At 70.6% G+C, this 17,488-nt stretch carries 14 protein-coding genes; 5 read left to right on the top strand and 9 right to left on the bottom strand.

The window, feature by feature from the left end:
- Positions 1 to 45: 45 nt before the first annotated feature.
- The 5 genes from IEY86_RS09260 to IEY86_RS09240 form a co-directional block, all read right to left on the bottom strand.
- Positions 46 to 1,536: an MFS transporter gene (locus IEY86_RS09260; protein WP_189131055.1), complete on the bottom strand. Its 1,491-nt coding sequence runs from the start codon at positions 1,534 to 1,536 to the stop codon at positions 46 to 48.
- Between the two features lie 176 nt (positions 1,537 to 1,712).
- Positions 1,713 to 3,059: an extracellular solute-binding protein gene (locus IEY86_RS09255; RefSeq protein WP_189131054.1), complete on the bottom strand. Its 1,347-nt coding sequence runs from the start codon at positions 3,057 to 3,059 to the stop codon at positions 1,713 to 1,715.
- Positions 3,060 to 3,211: 152 nt separating this feature from the next.
- On the bottom strand, positions 3,212 to 6,313 hold the full coding sequence (locus tag IEY86_RS09250) for a vWA domain-containing protein (protein WP_189131053.1): 3,102 nt from the start codon (positions 6,311 to 6,313) through the stop codon (positions 3,212 to 3,214).
- Positions 6,314 to 6,317: 4 nt separating this feature from the next.
- A complete protein-coding gene (locus tag IEY86_RS09245) occupies positions 6,318 to 6,722 on the bottom strand; it encodes an effector-associated constant component EACC1 (RefSeq protein WP_189131052.1) in 405 nt (134 codons plus the stop codon).
- Positions 6,723 to 6,927: 205 nt separating this feature from the next.
- The gene (locus tag IEY86_RS09240; RefSeq protein ID WP_189131051.1) at positions 6,928 to 7,536 is read right to left on the bottom strand and encodes a hypothetical protein; all 609 of its coding nucleotides are present in this window, start codon (positions 7,534 to 7,536) and stop codon (positions 6,928 to 6,930) included.
- A gap of 182 nt (positions 7,537 to 7,718) precedes the next feature.
- Here IEY86_RS09240 and IEY86_RS09235 point away from each other — a divergent pair, with 182 nt between their 5' ends.
- The 4 genes from IEY86_RS09235 (at position 7,719) to IEY86_RS09220 (ending at position 11,583) form a co-directional block, all read left to right on the top strand.
- Complete coding sequence (locus tag IEY86_RS09235) at positions 7,719 to 9,299, top strand: helix-turn-helix domain-containing protein (RefSeq protein ID WP_189131050.1); 1,581 nt, start codon at positions 7,719 to 7,721, stop codon at positions 9,297 to 9,299.
- 424 nt (positions 9,300 to 9,723) lie between these two features.
- A complete protein-coding gene (locus tag IEY86_RS09230) occupies positions 9,724 to 9,984 on the top strand; it encodes an acyl carrier protein (RefSeq protein WP_189131049.1) in 261 nt (86 codons plus the stop codon).
- Between the two features lie 114 nt (positions 9,985 to 10,098).
- Positions 10,099 to 10,884, top strand: coding sequence for a 3-oxoacyl-ACP reductase FabG (gene fabG / locus IEY86_RS09225; RefSeq protein WP_189131048.1), 786 nt, complete (start codon positions 10,099 to 10,101; stop codon positions 10,882 to 10,884).
- A 177-nt stretch (positions 10,885 to 11,061) separates the two neighbouring features.
- Positions 11,062 to 11,583, top strand: coding sequence for an NADPH-dependent FMN reductase (locus tag IEY86_RS09220; protein WP_189131047.1), 522 nt, complete (start codon positions 11,062 to 11,064; stop codon positions 11,581 to 11,583).
- A 131-nt stretch (positions 11,584 to 11,714) separates the two neighbouring features.
- Here the strand turns inward: IEY86_RS09220 and IEY86_RS09215 are convergent, their stop codons facing one another.
- Positions 11,715 to 12,191 carry an SH3 domain-containing protein gene (locus IEY86_RS09215; protein ID WP_189131046.1) on the bottom strand — a complete coding sequence of 159 codons (477 nt, stop codon included), beginning with the start codon at positions 12,189 to 12,191 and terminating at the stop codon, positions 11,715 to 11,717.
- Positions 12,192 to 12,379: 188 nt separating this feature from the next.
- Between IEY86_RS09215 and IEY86_RS09210 the strand changes: the two genes are divergently transcribed.
- Positions 12,380 to 12,571: a hypothetical protein gene (locus IEY86_RS09210; protein WP_189131045.1), complete on the top strand. Its 192-nt coding sequence runs from the start codon at positions 12,380 to 12,382 to the stop codon at positions 12,569 to 12,571.
- A gap of 89 nt (positions 12,572 to 12,660) precedes the next feature.
- On the opposite strand, the gene IEY86_RS09205 is transcribed toward IEY86_RS09210, so the two are convergent.
- The 3 genes from IEY86_RS09205 to IEY86_RS09195 form a co-directional block, all read right to left on the bottom strand.
- The gene (locus IEY86_RS09205; protein ID WP_189131044.1) at positions 12,661 to 14,286 is read right to left on the bottom strand and encodes a M4 family metallopeptidase; all 1,626 of its coding nucleotides are present in this window, start codon (positions 14,284 to 14,286) and stop codon (positions 12,661 to 12,663) included.
- A 373-nt stretch (positions 14,287 to 14,659) separates the two neighbouring features.
- Entirely contained in the window at positions 14,660 to 15,655 is a 996-nt protein-coding gene (locus IEY86_RS09200; RefSeq protein WP_229698275.1) for a family 2 encapsulin nanocompartment cargo protein polyprenyl transferase, read from the bottom strand.
- 320 nt (positions 15,656 to 15,975) lie between these two features.
- On the bottom strand, positions 15,976 to 17,391 hold the full coding sequence (locus IEY86_RS09195; RefSeq protein WP_189131043.1) for a family 2B encapsulin nanocompartment shell protein: 1,416 nt from the start codon (positions 17,389 to 17,391) through the stop codon (positions 15,976 to 15,978).
- Positions 17,392 to 17,488 lie beyond the last annotated feature (97 nt).

The raw sequence follows: 17,488 nt of genomic DNA, 5'->3' as shown, positions 1-17,488 counted from the left end.
AGGTCTCGGGGAGGACACGGAGGCGGATCAGTCGGTTACGTTCCGTCAGACCGTCGCCGAGCGGGGTGCGGGGACGGCGGCCGCCTGAGCGGACAGCGGCTTGGCGATGTTCTCGAGCGAACGCCCCTCGGCGGCGACGGCGAAGAACGCCGCCACGAGCCCGGCCGCGACCATCAGCGCCGCCCCGATGCAGAACGCCAGCACGGTGTCCCCGACCACGCCGCTCGATGTCAGGTCGGCGAAGAGCATCGGCCCGGTGATGCCGCCCGCGGCGGTGCCGATGGCGTAGAAGAACGCGATCGCCATGGCGCGTGTCTCCATGGGGAAGATCTCGCTGACCGTGAGGTAGGCGGAGCTCGCCCCCGCGGAGGCGAAGAAGAGGACGACGCACCAGCAGGCGGTCATCGTGAACGCGTTCAGCCAGCCGTTGTTGAACATCCACGCGGTCACGAAGAGCAGGACACCGGAGACGATGTACGTTCCGGCGATCATGGGCTTGCGGCCGACGGTGTCGAAGAGCTTGCCCAGCAGGAGCGGCCCGAGGAAGTTGCCGAACGCGATGACGACGAAGTAGTACCCGGTGTTGCCGCTGGAGACGTCGAAGAACTTGACCAGAATCGAGCCGAAGCCGAACGTGATGGCGTTGTAGAGGAACGCCTGCCCGATGAAGAGGGCGAGACCCAGCACCGCCCGCTTCGGGTAGGAGCGGAAGAGCGTGCGGGCGATGGTGAGGAAGCCGATGCTGTGCCGCTGCTTGATGGTGATGGCGTCCTCGGGCTCGGGCAGCGGTCGGCCGGTCTCCTCCTCGACCTGCCGCTCCACGTCCTCGACGAGCTTGTCCGCGCCTTCGGCCCGGCCGTGGATGAACATCCAGCGCGGGCTCTCGGGCACATGGCGGCGCACCAGCAGGATGACCAGGCCCAGGACGACACCGAGGGCGAAGGTGAGCCGCCAGCCGATGTCCTTGGGGAAGATGTCGGTGTTCAGCGCCAGCACGGACAGCAGCGAACCGCCCATGGCACCCAGCCAGAAGCTGCCGTTGATCATCAGGTCGACCCGGCCGCGGTACTTGCTCGGGATCAACTCGTCGATCGCGGAGTTGATGGCCGCGTACTCACCGCCGATGCCGAAGCCGGTGAAGAACCGGAAGACGAAGAACCACCACGGCGCGAAGGAGACCGCGGTGAGCGCGGTCGCGGCCAGATAGACGGCCAGGGTGACGAGGAAGAGCTTCTTTCGCCCGAACCGGTCGGTCAGCCAGCCGAAGAACAGCGCTCCCGCACACGCTCCGGCGACATAGAGGGCGGCCGCGAGACCGGTGACCTGGGCGTCGCTGATGGCGAGTCCGCTGCCCTTCTCGGACAGGCGCCCGGCGATATTGCCGACGACGGTGACTTCGAGGCCGTCGAGGATCCACACCGTGCCGAGGCCTATGACGATCATCCAGTGCCAACTCGACCACGGCAGGCGGTCGAGCCTGGCGGGAACCTTGGTCGTGATGGTTCCGGTCCGAACTCCAGCTCCTGTTTCGGTCATGGGTGTCCCCCTGCCGGCGGCGCGAACGTTGCTGGCTTCGGTTACCCGGCCCTGAACGCCGGAAACGGGGGGTGGGGGGTGCCGGGGGCGGGGCGGGAGGGGGAGGGGGAGGGGGAGGGGGGCGGGTGCGGGAGGGGGCGCGGGACGCGGGACGCGGCCACGAGTCGCGGGCGTGGTCAGCGGCCCTGGAGCGTGCGGGCGGACCGGTGCATCAGCGTGTCCGCGGCCTCGTTGCCCGTGATCCGGTTCCTGAGCATCGTTGCCGCCGTGGACTGCACGGAGTGCGTGAACGCGGCGTAGTACGGGGTCACGGGACGCGCCCGGGCACGTTTGATGGAGGCGAGCAGCAATGGGTACTTGTCGGCGGGCAGGGCGCTTTGGGCGGACGGCCTGCCCTCCCCGGCTGGGCCGGTCCCCGCACTTCCCGCACCCGTACTTCCCGCACCCGCACTGCCGCCCTCCGGGGTGCCGTTCTCCGGGGTGCCGTTCTCCGGGGTGCCGTTGTCCGGGGGCGCCGGGACCCGGGTGCAGATCTGCCCGCCGTTCCCGAGGTAGGCGGATTCACGGGTGGCGGCGAAGCCGCGCTCCAGCAGGCACCGCTCGCTCTGCCTGTCGGTCAGGTACCTGATGAGCCTTCTGGCCCAGGCCGGATTTCCGGCGTGGGCGGTCACCGCGAGATTCTGGCCGCCGAGCACCGAAGGTCCGGGCAGTCCGGTGACCACGACCTTGTCGGCGAACCCGGGCATGCGGTCGGCGAGCTGGTTGTAGGCGAAGGGCCAGTTGCGCATGAACGCGACCTTCCCTCCGCTGAACTCGGTGACGGACGCCGTCTCGTCGACCGTGAGCGAGTCGTCGGGCATGCCCTGCCGGTAGAGCTCCTTGAGGTTGTTGAGCCCTTCCTGGATCCGGCCGCTGTTCCCGTCCTCGGCGGGCAGATCGCCTCCACTGGCCCAGATGGCCTCCATGACATTGACGGTCAGACCCTCGTACTCCTTGAGCTGGGCGGTGTAGCCGGACTCGGCGTGCCGGTCCTGGATGTCCTCGGCGACGCTCATCAACTGGCCCCAGGTACGGGGTGCCTGGAAGCCGTACTTGTCCAGAATCTCCTTGTTGTAATAGAGCAGCGCGGCATCGGTGTTGAAGGGAACGCCCCACACCTTGCCGTCGTGGACGACGGTGTTCTTCACCGATGCGATGAAGTCGGCCGGAAGGGGCTCCGGCCACCGCTGGATCAGCCCTCCGGCGGCGAACTCCGCCGTCCAGGTCACATCGAGGTTCACCACGTCGTAGCCACCGCTGCCCGACTGGAGGGCGCCGACGAGCTGGCTGCGCTGGAGGTCGGCCTCGTCGGGCAGCACGACGATCCGCGCCGGGTGGTCGGGGTGCTCCACGTTCCACTGCTTGATCAGGCTCTGCCGTATCCCCGAACTGGTGAGGTCGCTGCCGCTGGCGAGGAGGATGGGCTCGGTGGCGGCGCCGTCGGCCCGCGGTGCCTGCCCGGCGCAGCCCGCTGCGGCGAGCACGCACAGCGCGGTGAGGACCGCCGCGGCTGTCGCGGCCTTCGCGGCGACGGTCCGGTGGAGCGGACGGCGAAGTGGGCGGTGCGGTGGACGGCGAAGTGGGCAGTGCGGCGGGAGGGGAAGTGCGCGGTGCGGCGGGCGCCGACGAGGTGGGGTCACGGTGTCCTCCCGTCCGCGGGATCCGGTGTGTCGACCACCGCGAGCTTCCCGGCGAGTTCCTTGGCGACATCGCCCTTGGCGGGCAGGCACTGGGAGGAGCCGCTGATGATGTCGAGCTCATAGGCGCCGCATCCGGGACGGCCGACGTCCACGACGACGAAAGGGACCGTGGCCGCGGAGTCGTCCTTCAACCGGTTGAAGAACCTGTGCGCGGCGGTGGCCTGCCCCTTGTCGCCGGGCTCCCGGTCGTCACCGCCGTCGGTGACCAGCAGGATCGCCTGCTCGGTCCGCTCCTTGCCCGGCGCATGCCGCATGGTGTCCAGCGCCTTGGTCAGCACCTCGTACATCGCGGTGCCGGTCGTCCTGCCCAACTCGGCCTTCTCCACAGCACGCAGACCCTCCCGCGCCTGCTTGACCCCGGTGCCGAGGGGAACCAGTTCACGGTGGCCGGTGCGCTGCGTATCGGACTTGGGGTAGGCCCAGACTCCGAAAGTGTCCTCCGGGCCCAGCACCTCCAGGGCTCTGGCCACCACCGCTTCCGCCTCCGCCTTCTTGCGTCCCTCCCGCATGGACGGCGAGACATCGAGCAGGATCAGGACCCGGCTCGGGGCCCGGGCCTTGTCATAGGCGCCGATCACCGCCCGCAGCCGCCGCGCGGTGAGGTCGGCCGCATGGATGGGTATGGACGGCTGGGCCCCCGAGTGGGAGCACCCGAGCGCCGAATCGTGGTCGGCGAGCGGGGGGACCCCGCCGGTTCTGGCCTTGCGGTAATCGGCGGCGGCCAGTTGGGACTGGCCGTCCTTGCCGAGCAGCCACGCCCGGAAGCGGTTGACGGCGTCGGAGCGCTGAACGCGGTCCTCGTCGGCGCCCGTCCAGGAGACGGGGACGAACGGGTGATCGAGCGCGGGAACGCCCTTGAGGTAGTACGCGGTCAACGATTCCGCGGCCCGGAAGCCGGAACAGCGGTCGCCGCCGTCGCCCGTTCCGGGCGCCCCCTCCGCGGCCCGGTTGAAGTCGACGAGCGCCTTCTCGGAGACCAGGGCCTCGAGGTTCTCGATTCGGCGTCCCGGCCTGGCGGCCGCGCGGTGCGCCACGCGGTCGAGGAGTTCGGTGCTGTCGCCGGAGGGGAAGCCGGAGGCGGACAGCTTCTGCTCGATGGCGGCGACCACGTCGGGCGCCAGGACCGTGTCGAGGCCACCGCTCGTGTCGGCCCCGGTGTCCGGCAGGCTCCCGTCCCCGGCCAGATAGCGGCCCACGGTGTGCAGGAGGCCCGCTCCCGATGTGGTCGGGCTCGGACGCAGCAGGCGCGGCGGGTCCGGCAGGCCGCTCACCGCCTTGAGGAGGTCGTTCCAGGTGATCTCCACGGATACGCCGGGCAGTTGAACGGCGGTTCGTGAGGGCAGACCCAGGACGAGGGGCGAGTAGGCCACGGGGGTACCGGTGCCCAGCCGGACGACGGGGGATCCACTCGTCGCCTCCCGGGCCAGCGCCACCTCGGCGGAGGTGTCGGGAATCCAGATGTCGGGCTGCGGTCCAACGTCGTTGAGGGGGATGAAGTGCTTGGCCGAGTCGGCGCTCCCGCCGGGCGTAGCGGCCGAGGTCCCGGTACCGGCCGAACTCCCGCCCGCCGTAGCGACCGAGGTCCCGCCCGCCGTACCGGCCGAACTCCCACCCGCCGTAGCGCCCGCGGACCCGAACGACGTCGTCCCGCTCGCCGTCTGCCCTGTCGTGTCCGGATTCGAGGGGTGGACGGAGTCGAAGGCGTCGGTCGGATCGGCCGGGTCGACTCCGGCACCGTCCTCGGGCGGGGCGCCGACCGGATCGCCGGAGTCGGTCCCGTCCTCGGACACCCGCGATCCGCTCCAGGTGTCGGCGCGGGCGAAGGCGTCGCCGACCTTGTCGGAGGGGGCGTCGAAGACCGTCAGATGGACGGCTCGGCAGCCGTCGGGGGCCGAGGCGTGCCCGTCCCCCCGGCGTAGGGCCCGCTGGTTGGCATCGGACTCCTCGTAGGCCGTGGCAGCGGTCCTGACGGCGCCGCGGATCTCGGGCGAGGTGAGGACCCGCAGCTCCAGTGGGGGAGGGCAGGACGTATCGGACCCGGCGAAGCCGTACTGGACACCTGCCGCGAGGCCGCCGAGAGCCGCCACCACCGCCAGCCAGGCGACGCAGCGCCGCCACAGCGGAACGGTCCCGTCGAGAAGCTGCTGTTTGGCCGCGGTGGCGGCGCCGAGGATTCCGGCAGGCAGCGCCTGGACGCCCGGGAGCCGCCACAGTGCCTGGAGGCGGCTGCCGAGGGAGGCGAGGAGAGCGGGCTGCGGGCTCTCGGAAGCGCTCACGCCGTCTCCGGGGACGTCCCGGGCATGGGAGACGACCACCTCGGGCCCGGCCTTGTAGTGGATGAGCCAGGGGTCGAACACCTCGGTCCGCTGCTGTCGCATCGTGTCTTCGAGGCGCCCGCACAGCGCGCCCATGGTCACCCGGGGCGCATGGGGGACGCCGTCACTCAGCACGGCGGCGAACTCGCGGGTGAACGGGGTGCACCCGTCCTCGCCCGAGGGTTCGCAGGAGACCTCGCGGGTCGCCGATGTGGAGGCGAGCACCCAGTAGTGGGCGCGGGCGGCCTCGGTCCCGGCCTCCAGAACGGCCTGGCCGGAGTAGCAGCAGTCCAGGACGAGGACGATGTGCAGCGGGGCGCACTGGTGGCGGATCTCCTCGAGCCGCTTGAGCAGGTCCTCGACCGCGAGGCCGTTGACGAACAGGTTGTCCGGGGTGCAGTCGCTCAGGCTCAGGTAGAGCTTGTCGTACCGGTCGTCCACGCGGGCGTGGCCGGAGTAGTAGCACAGCAGCACGTCCTCGGCCCGGGCGGCCGCCGCGTCGATCCGCTCCCAGACGACGCCGGCGTGCTCGGGGTTGTGGACGGTCTTGACCTTGCCGGACGAGCAGACACCGGACCCGGGGTCCTTGAGGACCTTCTCCAGCTTCTTGATGTTCTGCTCGACCGCCGGGATCCTCGAGAACTCGTTCGCCGCGCGTGCGTAGCCGCTGACCCCGATGAGCACGGCGACGGCCCGCCTGCCGCCGCCCGCCGGAGCGGACACCGGTCTACTCCCCCTCCCCGGGGGGCTGCGGGGGATCACCGTCCAGCAGGCGCCGGACGAGCTCCGCTATCTCACCCGGAGTCGCACCCTCGACACCGGTCAGCCGGATCACCCTGCCGTTGCGCCGGACCTCGACGAAGGCCTCCTGGTCGCGTTCGCGGCGGTTGCGCAGCCAGCTCAGCAAGGAGCGGATCAGCATGGCCAGGAGCGCTCCGGCGCCATTGGTCGTCAGGTCGAGGGCGAAGTCGGTGACGACACCGAGAGTGCGGTCCTCCGACTCACGCTCGACGGCGGTGACGCGCTCGTTGATCTCGGGTTCCTTGGCCAGCCAGTTGCGCAGGCCCTTGGCCCTCGACTCCCGCTCCTCGGTCGTGCCGGTGCGGCCGATGACGACCACGACCTCACTCATGCCTGCCCCCGCCTGGCCGTTCTTGATGGGTCATCAAGTAATCAATCCTCGCACGGGCGGTGGCGGTGCGTCACGGGGATGTGTGTGACGGATCACATCGGCGGGTGGGTCGCAGGACGGGTGCCCGCGGGCGCGGGCCTGCCGGGCCCGTTCCCCGACCACCCCCGTGGGACGAAGAACGGGCCCGGCTCCGCCAGGAGAGCCGTCAGTAGAGCTTGGCGACGGCGGTCCTGGTCGTCTTCTTGAAGCCCTTGAGGGGGGCGTCCTTCAGATCGCCCATCTGGCCCCAGTCGACGTAGGTGACGGTCCTGCCGTCACGGCCCACGGAGGAGAGGTTGATGTCGGTCGAGCCGACCTCGGTGTCCTTGGTGTCGAGGCTGTAGACGTAGGCGCCCTCCTCGACGTCGATCCTGCCGTGGTACTTCCCCTTGGCCTCAACGGAGGGGTACTTGTGCTCCAGGCGGTCGGCGCAGCTCGCGAACGCCTTGCGCAGGTCGGTGACGAGCTTCTTCGCCTTGGCGGTGGTGGCCGCGGTGTGGGTGATCTGGCGGGCACCCGTGTCCAACTCCGTGCGGAAGTCGCGGTAGCTGGTCTTGGCCGCCGGGATCACGCCGCGGGTGCAGAACGACTGCGACCCCGGCAGGCCCTTCTTCACCTTGTCGGCGTGCCACGGGGTGGACGCGTGCGGGAGCTCCGACGCCGTGAGGAACTTCGGCGCGGGAGCGGCGGTCGCCGCCGAGCTGAGCGGCGCGGCGGCGACGGTCAGGCCCGCGGCGAGGACGGCGGTGGTGAGAGCGGCACTGATCTTGTTCATGGACGGGTGTTCCCCCGGGTTGTCGGTTGCGGCTGAACGCTCATCAGCTTCTGCGGAAGCGGTCGGGAACAGCAATGGCCGCGGGGCATTCCGGGAAGGTGGAACCATTCCAACCCCCTTGACGTGGGGGAATGTGGGTGGGGTGGAACGCCGTCCTGGAACGGTTGGGGGAACGGGAGCCAATGGGCGCGCCGAAGGAAGCCGAAGTCGATGAGTTCGCCGAGCGGTTGCGCAAGCTCAAGGACCGGTCCCGGAAAAGCTACGGGGCCTTGGCCGGACGGCTGAACGTGAGCCCGTCCACGCTGCACAGATACTGCTCGGGCGAGGCGGTCCCCGTGGAATTCGCCCCGGTGGAGCGCCTGGCAAGGCTGTGCGGCAGCGAGGGCGAGGACCTGATCGCGCTGCACCGGCTGTGGATCCTGGCGGACGCGGCAAGGAAGAAGCGCAAGGACGCGACGGGCGTCGTCTCGGGTTCGGACTCGCCGCCGGATACGGACGCGCGCCAGGGGCGGGACGCGGGCCAGGGGCAGGACACGGTCCTGGGTCCGCTTCGCGGACCACATGGGGACGCGGACCCGGATCCCGGCACGGGCACGGGCACAGGTACGGGCACGGGCACAGGTACGGGCACGGGCACAGGTACGGGCACGGGCACAGGTACGGGCACGGATACAGGTACGGGTACGGATACAGGTACGGGCACGAGCTCGAACTCGGGGGCGGGCGCCTGCCCTGACGCGGACGCACGTGCCGCGGTGGATTCCGGTCCGGGTGCGGACCCTTCGTCCCGTTCCGACTCGGCTTCCGGCTCCGCCATCAACGGCAGCCCCTCCCCGCGGGCGCGGCGTCTGCGGTGGGGAGCGCTTGTCGCGGCCGTCGTTGCCGGGGCGGTGGCGTCCACCGCGCTGGGGTTGGGGGAGGTTTCCCACCGGGGTGCGGGCGAGCGGTCCGGCGCCTCCGGTACCAAGCCGGGGCTTGCGTCACGGGCGCCTGTTGGTCAACCGCCCGGCTCCTCCCCCTCCGGCTCCCCCTCCGCCGCTCCCTCCGTCGAGGCGTCCAAGTCCGGCGCCCCCAAAGGGTCGCCCTCCCACCGTTCCGACGCACCCAAGCCCTCCCGCCCCGCCGGACCCGAGAACGCGAGCGGCGTCCCGTTCACCTGGACCGTCAACGATCAGATCTGGCAGAACGGCTGCGACCACGTCTACCTCGTCAACCGCGGCCCCGCCGACGTCCCGCCGCCGCCCCCGGAGCAGGACGCCGAGCAGTGGGTACGGGCCACCGGAGCCCTGCACGGGCGGGACACCCAGGTCCGGATCACCCTCCAGGGCAAGTCCGGCCGGGCCGTGGTGCTGGAGGCGCTGCGAGTGCGCGTCACCGACCGGCGCACCCCCACTGCGCGGAACGCCTACTTCATGAGCAACGGCTGCGGCGGGGCCCTCACCCCGAGGCTCTTCGACGTCGACCTCGACAGGCCGCGCCCGGTTGCCCACTCCGAGGCCGGCTCCGACGGTGAGCACGAGATCCCCGCGGTCTCGTTCCCGTACACCGTCTCGGCCATCGACCCGGAGGCCTTCCTGGTGACCGGCCGCTCGGCCGACTGCGACTGCGGCTGGTACCTGGAGCTCGAATGGAGCAGCAACGGCCGCTCCGGATCAGTCCGGATCGACGACCACGGACAGCCTTTCCGTACGAGCGGCATCAAGGGCATGACGGCGTACGGCTACGACACCGCCCAACACCGCTGGGCCACCGACCAGTTCTGACCCGAGCGCGATTTCCGCGGTTGACCTCAACCTCGCTTGAGGTCGCACGCCGCCATCGACCTGGCGGACTTCCCCCTGCCCACCGCCTTGATGGCGGCCCCCGTCGTCGACGGCGCGTCTGGTGGGGCGTGGCACTGCGTACGGCACGGGCCGCCCGCCCGCCCGGTTCATGGATACGCCCGGCACACGGTCGCGGCACCGAAGCCGAGAAGGCGGGTCCCCTTCGAAGGGGCCCGCCTTTCGCGTGCCACAGGACGACATGAGCACGCACGACCCGCCCTATAGCCCTTTGCCCCTCCGCGCTCCAGAGGTATCTGGAAACTTCGGATCCGGTGTGCGCCTGACGAGCGCGTGCGCCCTCGTATCCGGGCTCGCCCCTCCCGCACACGCCAGCGCACCAGACGGAGAAGGGAAGCGGACCCCCATGCCCAAGACACCCCTCACACTCGAGGACCTCAAGCGCATCCTGAGCGAATCCGCCGGCACGGACAGCGGGGACATCGAGTTCGACGGCTGCGTCCTCGACATCGACTTCTACGAGCTGGGCTACGACTCCAAGGCCATGCTGAAGACCGGCAGCTTCATCCAGCGCGAGTACGCCGTGGAGATCGAGGGCGACACGATCGCCTCCGCGCAGACACCCCGTCTGCTGCTGAGGATGGTCAACGGGACGAGGGCCGCCTGAGCGCTCCGCCACCCGTCACGCCCCTGCCCCGCCATGTCCCGTTCCGGCTTCGGACCAGGACTCGGCCACGGCTGGGCACCACAGCGCCGTAGATCGCAGTTTCTGGAGGAATGCATGTCGGATCAGGGGCGGCGGGTCGCCGTCGTCACCGGGGCCACGAGTGGAATCGGACTCGCGGTCGCCACACTGCTGGCCGAACGGGGAGCCAGCGTCTTCATCTGCGCGCGCAACGCGGGCTCCGTGACGGCGACGGTGGGGCGGCTTCGGGATGGCGGGCTCGAGGTGGACGGGACCACCTGTGACGTCCGCTCCCGGGAGGACGTCCGGTCCTTCGTGCGGGCCGCCGTCGACCGGTACGGTCCGGTGGACATCCTGGTGAACAACGCCGGGCGCACCGGCGGCGGAGTCACCACCGAACTCACCGACGAGCTCTGGTACGACGTCATCGACACCAACCTCAACAGCGTCTTCCTGATGACGCGGGAGGTGCTGACCACCGGCGGTATGCAGCGCAGGGCCAAGGGGCGCATCATCAACGTGGCCTCCACGGCGGGCAGGCGCGGGATGCCGCACGGCGCTCCGTACTCGGCCTCCAAGCACGGTGTCGTGGGGTTCACCAGGGCGCTCGGCAATGAGCTGGCCAGGAGCGGCATCACGGTGAACGCGGTCTGCCCCGGCTATGTGGAGACCCCGTTCGGGGAGAGCGTCGTGCGCGGGCACATCGCCGACGGCGCGGGCTCCGAGTCCGACGTCCTGCAGAAGTTCCAGGCGGAGATCCCGCTGGGCCGCTACTCCACGCCGGAGGAGGTGGCCGGGATGGTCGAGTACCTCGTGTCCGACACCGCCGCCTCCATCACCTCCCAGGCCATCAACGTCTGCGGGGGCCTGAGCGGCTGCTGACCCCGGCCACCGGGCCGGCGTCGACAGGGTGTCGTCGAGCGGGTCAGGGCGGCGGACGCCCAACGGCTCAGCGAGAACGGCCACGGCCGGGGCAAGATCGTCCTCACCGTCGGCTGACGGCCCGCCCGTCCTCGAGCCCGCGAAGGCCGCGAAGGCCGCGGGGGTAGCGTCGCCGGTATGAAGTTCTTCGCGCTGTGCGGCAGCCTGCGGGACGGATCGCTCAACGCGGCCGTGCTGCGAACGGCGGCGGGGCTGTGCCCGCCCGGTACCGAGTTCTCGGTCCACCCGGACCTGGCGCGGCTGCCGTTCTTCAACCACGACGACGAGTTGGCGGGGCCGCCCGCGGTGGTGAAGGACCTGCGGGCCCAGGTGGGGGAGGCGGACGGTGTGGTGATCGCGAGCCCGGAGTACGCGGCGGGCACCTCTGGGGTGCTCAAGAACGCGTTGGAGTGGCTCGTCGGGGGCGTCGAGATCGCGGACAAGCCCGTGGTGATCGTCACCGCCTCCCCCTCCGGCGGGTACGAGGCGCAGAAGTGGCTGCGCCAGACGCTGACGATGATGAGCGCACGCGTCCTGCCCGAGTCGCTGCCGATCCCGGCGGCCGCGAGCAAGATCGCGGACGGGCGTGTCGTGGACGAGGGGACGCTGCGCGCGCTCGAGGAGCTGATGGCCGCACTGGCCCGCGCGGCTCGGGAGTAGGCAAACCGGCGCCCCGCGATGAGCGTGCAGACGCCCCGGCAGGTGACGATGGCTCACCTGCCGGGGCACTGTCGTGCCGGCCGTCCACCGGGGCCGCAGCCGCGGGCCCGGTCTACCGGACTGCTACCGGATCAGCGGCACCACGGCACGGGGCTGAGGTTCTGCACCCAGCGGGCGGCGACGAAGCCGGGGCGGTCGTCGAGCTTGTACCAGCGGTTGTTGCCCAGGACGCTCTCGCCGATCACCTTGCACTCGATCTTGATCAGCGCGCCGGAGCGGAAGCTGCCCAGAACCCGCCCCTTCGTGGACGGCGTGGACCGGATGTTCACTCCGGAGCGGGCGACGACGCGGCCGAGGATCTCGCGGTCACGGCGGTTGTCCTCGCGGCGCTCGTCCTGCCGGCCCTGCTGCCCCTGCTGGCTCTGCTGGCCCTGGCCCTGCTGGCTCTGACCCTGCTGGTTCCCGGTCGAGGTCGAGTTGCTGCTCTGCGGGCCGTCGTCGTGCGGGCCCGCCACAGCGGGCGCCGCGCCCAGGACACCGAGGGCAACGGCCCCGACGGCACCCACGGCGGCCGCCGTCTTGAGGTTCTTCCATGACGAGATGTGCACAGCCGACTCCCTGAGGTGGTGAGACAAACCGGTGGATCGACCACCACCGTCCCGCGAGGGTCCATCACCACTGGGGGCGACATGCCAGAACTGCCCACTAATGAGGTAGTACGACTACTCTGACTGGCCTCTCCCCCGTCCGGCCTGCTCCGCGCACACCGTGGACAGCGCTCCCGAGCGGTTCCACCTTGCGCACGAGAGCGCTCAGCGAGGAACAGCGGAAGGCGATCCTGGCACTGGCAGCGGCACCAGTGCGGTGCTCGGAGTTCCGGGCGGACTTCTTCAACGCCTGGAACGCGAGCGAGCTCCAGCGGCGGGTGAGCGGCTGCGTCAACGCCGGATACATCTGCGGCAACGACGGCAGCCCGATCCAGCAGTGACCGCACCCCGTCAATAGCGGCGGCGGGCCCCGCCGGCGCTTCTCCTGCCGACGGGGCCCGCCCATGCGCTGCCGGGCCGGGAAGGGGGACTACTTGACGTTGACCCCGGTCCAGGCGGCGGCCACGGCCTTGGCCTCCGCGCTGTCGGCGCCGTAGAGGTCACCGGCCGCCTTCAGGGTCGCTTTGCGGGCCGCCTTGTAGTCGGTGGTGGAGGTGAAGTACTTGGTCAGGGCGTTGTACCAGATCGCCTCCGCCTTCTCGTGGCCGATGCCGGTCACGGTCGAGCCGTCCTGGGTGGGGCTGTCGTACTCCACGCCGTTCACCGTCTTCTTCCCGCTGCCCTCCGACAGCAGGTAGTAGAAGTGGTTGGCGACGCCCGAGGAGTGGTGCACGTCCTTGTCCCCGACGCCGGCGGCCCAGTAGTCGGCGGAGCTGCCGTCCTTGGACGGCTTGTCCATGTAGCGCAGCGGGCTGCCGTCGCCCCTGATGTCGATCTCCTCACCGATGAGGTAGTCCGGCTTGTCGTCGGCGAGGTTGGCGTGCCACTCCACACCGGTGCCGAGGATGTCGGAGGTGGCCTCGTTCAGGCCACCGGACTCACCCTCGTAGACCAGCTGGGCGGTGGCGCTGGTGACGCCGTGGGTCATCTCGTGGCCGGCCACGTCCAGGGCGGTCAGCGGGTGGTTGTTGCCCTCTCCGTCGCCGTAGGTCATGCAGCGGCAGTCGTCGGACCAGAACGCGTTGACGAAGTCCTTGCCGTAGTGGACCCGGCTGACGGCGCCCTTGCCGTCGTTGAAGATGCCGGCGCGCTTGAAGACCTTCTTGTAGAAGTCCCAGGTCGCGGCCGCGCCGAACTGGGCGTCGACCGCCGCGGACTGCGGGTCGTCCGCCTTGCCGGTGCCCCAGGCGTCGTCGTCGTCGGTGAACGGCGTGCCATTGCCGTCGGTGCCGCCCTTGAGGTCGACGGTCGAGCCGTCGCCGCGGGAGGGGTCCTTCAGCTCGAAGCCGCTGCCCGACTTCTTGGTCGAAAGGTCCACCGTGCCCACGTGCACGCCCTTGTCGTCGGCCGCGCCCTTGATGCCCTCGTACTTCGTGAGCACCTTGCCGGTGGCGGCGTCGCTGACGACGTGCAGCTCACTGGGGCCGTTGTCCTGCTGGACGCCGTTGACCGTGGTGTCCCAGGCCAGCGCCGGGGTCCCGGAGGCGGCCCAGACGATCAGGTCAGGGCTCTGCGCGCCCTTGACCCGCTTGAGCGAGTCGCTGTCGCCGCGCCCGCGCTCAGTGGCCATCGACTGGGCCACCCCGTGCGCCTTGTTCTCGGCCGAGGCCCTGGAGACGGCGGGCTTGACGGCGCCCAGGCTCAGCGAGCCCTTGTGCGCCCAGGTCACGGACTTCACCCGCTGCTTGGCGTCCTCGTGGACGACGAGGTCTCCACCGATCACACGGAGCCCGTCGTAGGTGCGGTCGTAACGGACGTGACGGACGCCGTTCTCGCCCACCACGACATCGCGGGGGACGAGCCTCTCCTTGCCGCTGAGGGCGAGGGACTTGGCTATGCGCGGAGCGGCCTTGTGGGCCTGGTCCATCAGCTGCGCCCGGCCCGTCGCGGCGTGGGTGGGTGCCGCGTCCGGGGCTGCGTTGGCGGCAGCCTGCACACCTGCGGCGATGAGGGCCGAGGCGGCGGCGATGGCTCCGAAAGCCAGCTTGCGGTTCACATGATCTCCCGTTCGATCGCTCGACGAATCGTTCGATGCGTGCAGTGGGGCAAGTGCACAGGGATCGTGAACCTCGGTACGACACAAGCGGAATGACGGTCACCGCTTGAATTCGAAAACTGACCAGCCCCTTCACAACTGTTACGAAACCGCGGGAATGGTATTTCTCGAATGCCTCAACTACCCCTGGGAAGTGCGGCTGTTGGGGGCATTGCCCGATAAGCCGGGACATCGCCGCCGCTGGTAAGGGCCGCGAAGAGCCGCGGTCGGCACCCGCGGCGGCACGGTGGCCTCGTGGTGATCCGGTCATGAGCGGAGGTCGGCGAGCGGATGACGGGACCCCGTACCCGGGGCCGGCACCGGCGGGTTCCGGCTATTTGTTCCGGCGGGTGACGAGCTCCGCCAATGCGAGCAGATCGCCGGCCGCGGCGGGCTCGGGCACCGCCTCGGCCAAATGCTCGATGGCCGCCGCCATCCGGTCGAACGCCTGGATCTGCGCCCAGTTCCGCCCGATGGCCCGGTCGATGGCGTCCGCGGCCCGGCGCAGGTCCTCGGCCTCCAGTGGTCCCGGAGCGAAGTAGACGTCGGCGAGGTCGGAGGCGGCGGCCGTCCCCGAGGTCAGCGCCGCCACCACCGGCAGCGACTTCTTGCGCGCCGCCAGATCGGCGCCGACCGGCTTGCCGGTGACCGAGGGATCCCCCCAGATCCCGATCAGGTCGTCGATCAGCTGGAAGGCCAGCCCCATCTGACGGCCGAACGCGTCCATGGCATCCGCCACCGCCGTGTCCGGACCGGCGTACAGGGCGCCGATCGCGCAGGCGCACCCCAACAGCGCCCCCGTCTTGGCCTCGGCCATGGCCAGGCACTCGTCGACCGACACATCGGCGCGGTGTTCGAACGAGCAGTCGGCGTGCTGTCCCTCGCACAGTTCCACCACGCACGCGGCGAGCCTGGCCGCGGCCGCGATGGCCGCCGGGTGGTCGTCCTCGGCGAGGATCCGCAGCGCCAGGGAGTGCATGGCGTCACCGGCGAGGATGGCGTCCGAGGAACCGAACACCGACCACGCCGTCGCCCGGTGCCGCCGGGTCGCGTCGCCGTCCATGACGTCGTCGTGGAGGAGGGTGAAGTTGTGCACCAGCTCCACCGCGGCCGCCGCGCGCACGGCGTGCTCCGGGCTGCCCCCGAGCGCCTGGGTGGTGGCCAGGACGAGGGCGGGCCGCAGCGCCTTGCCCGCGGGTGCCTCGGCCTCGGCGCCGTCCGCGTCGCGCCAGCCGAAGTGGTAGGCGGCGATCGCGCGCATCGCGGGCGGTAAGGAGCCGACGGCCGCTCTCAGCGCCGGATCGACCAGTCGGCGGGTGCGGCCCAGCACCTCCTCGGCCTCGTGCTCGTGCCCTTCGCCGTTCCTGTCCCCCTTCCGGCCCCCGTCCGCTGTGTTGCCGTCTCCGGCCCGGTGGTCGCCTGCGGCCTGGTCGCCTGCGGCCTGGTCGCCTCCGGCCTGGTCGCCTCCGGCCCGGTGGTCGCCTCCGGCCCGGTCGCCTCCAGCCCGGTGGTCGCCTTCGTGGTCCTCACGATCGAGCGTGGTCGTCCCCACTCGCCCCTCCCCCAACACATGTCCGTCGTCCGCCGGGACCGGGCGGCCCGGGCCCTGTCCTCCGGGCCGCCCGTCATTGCCGTGCCGCCGCGCCCTCTCTACGCGTGCCGGGAGATCTCGACGTTCTCGAGGACGCCGAGCGCGTCGGGCACCAGCACCGCGGCCGAGTAGTAGGCGCTGACGAGGTAGGAGATGACCGCCTTCTCGTCGATGCCCATGAACCGCACGGACAGGCTGGGCTGGTACTCGTCCGGGATGCCGGTCTGGTGCAGGCCGACGACACCCTGGCTGTCCTCGCCGGTGCGCATCACGATGATCGAGCTGGTGCCCTGCTCGGTGATCGGGATCTTGTTGCACGGGAAGATCGGCACACCGCGCCAGGACGGCACCATGTGCCCCTGGACCTCGACGCTGTCGGGGTAGATCCCCCGGGAGCTGCACTCCCGGCCGAACGCGGCGATCGCGCGCGGATGCGCCAGGAACAGCCGCGAGTTCCTGCGGCGGCTGAGCAGTTCGTCGAGGTCGTCGGGCGTGGGCGGCCCGCTGTGGGTCTGGATGCGCTGGCCGTAGTCGGCGTTGTTGAGCAGGCCGAACTCGGCGTTGTTGATGAGCTCGTGCTCCTGGCGCTCGCGCAGCGCCTCGATGGTCAGCCGGAGCTGCTGCTCCATCTGGTCCATCGGCTGGTTGTAGAGGTCGGCGACCCGGCTGTGCACCCGCAGGACGGTCTGCGCGACGCTCAGCTCGTACTCGCGGGGCGAGAGCTCGTAGTCGACGAAGGTCTGCGGCAGGGCCGGCTCGCCCACGTGACCGGACGAGAGCAGGATGTCGGCCTCGCCGCGCTGGTTGGTGGGCCCGTGGTCGTCGCAGTGGTAGCGCCGGACGTGTTCGCGCAGCGCCGCGTGCTGGTCGGCCAGGGTCTGGAACGCCGACCGGGGCAGGACCAGAACGGTGGCCCTGGTGGTCGCCTTGACGGTGAAGTCCCACTCGCCGTCGGCGGCCGCCAGCGAGTGCTCACCGAAGTGGTCTCCGTCGGCGAGGACGCCCAGCACCACTTGTTCGCCGTATTTCCCGGATCCGAGCCTGGTCACCTTTCCATGCGCGACGAGGAATACTTGGTCGGCGGGCTGCCCGGCTTCAACGAGGATCTCCCCCGGCCGGAATTCCCGTTGTTCGAACTGCTGGGCAAGCGCGCTCAGGACGTCCGCGTCCTCGAATTCACGCAGCAGTGCCAGCTCCCGCAGCTCGTCCGGAATGACCCGCACGTCGGACCCGGTCTGGACGAAGGTCACCCGGCCGTCGCCGACCGTGTAGGTCAGTCGCCGGTTGACCCGGTAGGCGCCGCCCGAGACCTGGACCCAGGGCAGCATGCGCAGCAGCCAGCGCGAGGTGATTCCCTGCATCTGCGGAACGGTCTTGGTGGTCGTCGCCAGATTCCGCGCCGCCGCAGTCCCCAGGCTCGACTGCGCGTTCTGCCCGTTCTGCGTCTGCGCGCCGGTCTGTGCGTCAATCGACATCGGCAATGCCTCCCCTTGGTGTTCCTGGCCTTCGCCGTGATCGTGCCCGAGAGTGCTCCCCGGCCACTCCACCTCTTCGAGTGAGACTGGATGCGCC

It is taken from the genome of Wenjunlia tyrosinilytica (assembly GCF_014646055.1).
GTDB lineage: Bacteria > Actinomycetota > Actinomycetes > Streptomycetales > Streptomycetaceae > Wenjunlia > Wenjunlia tyrosinilytica.
This window is presented reverse-complemented; position numbering and strand designations above follow the sequence as displayed.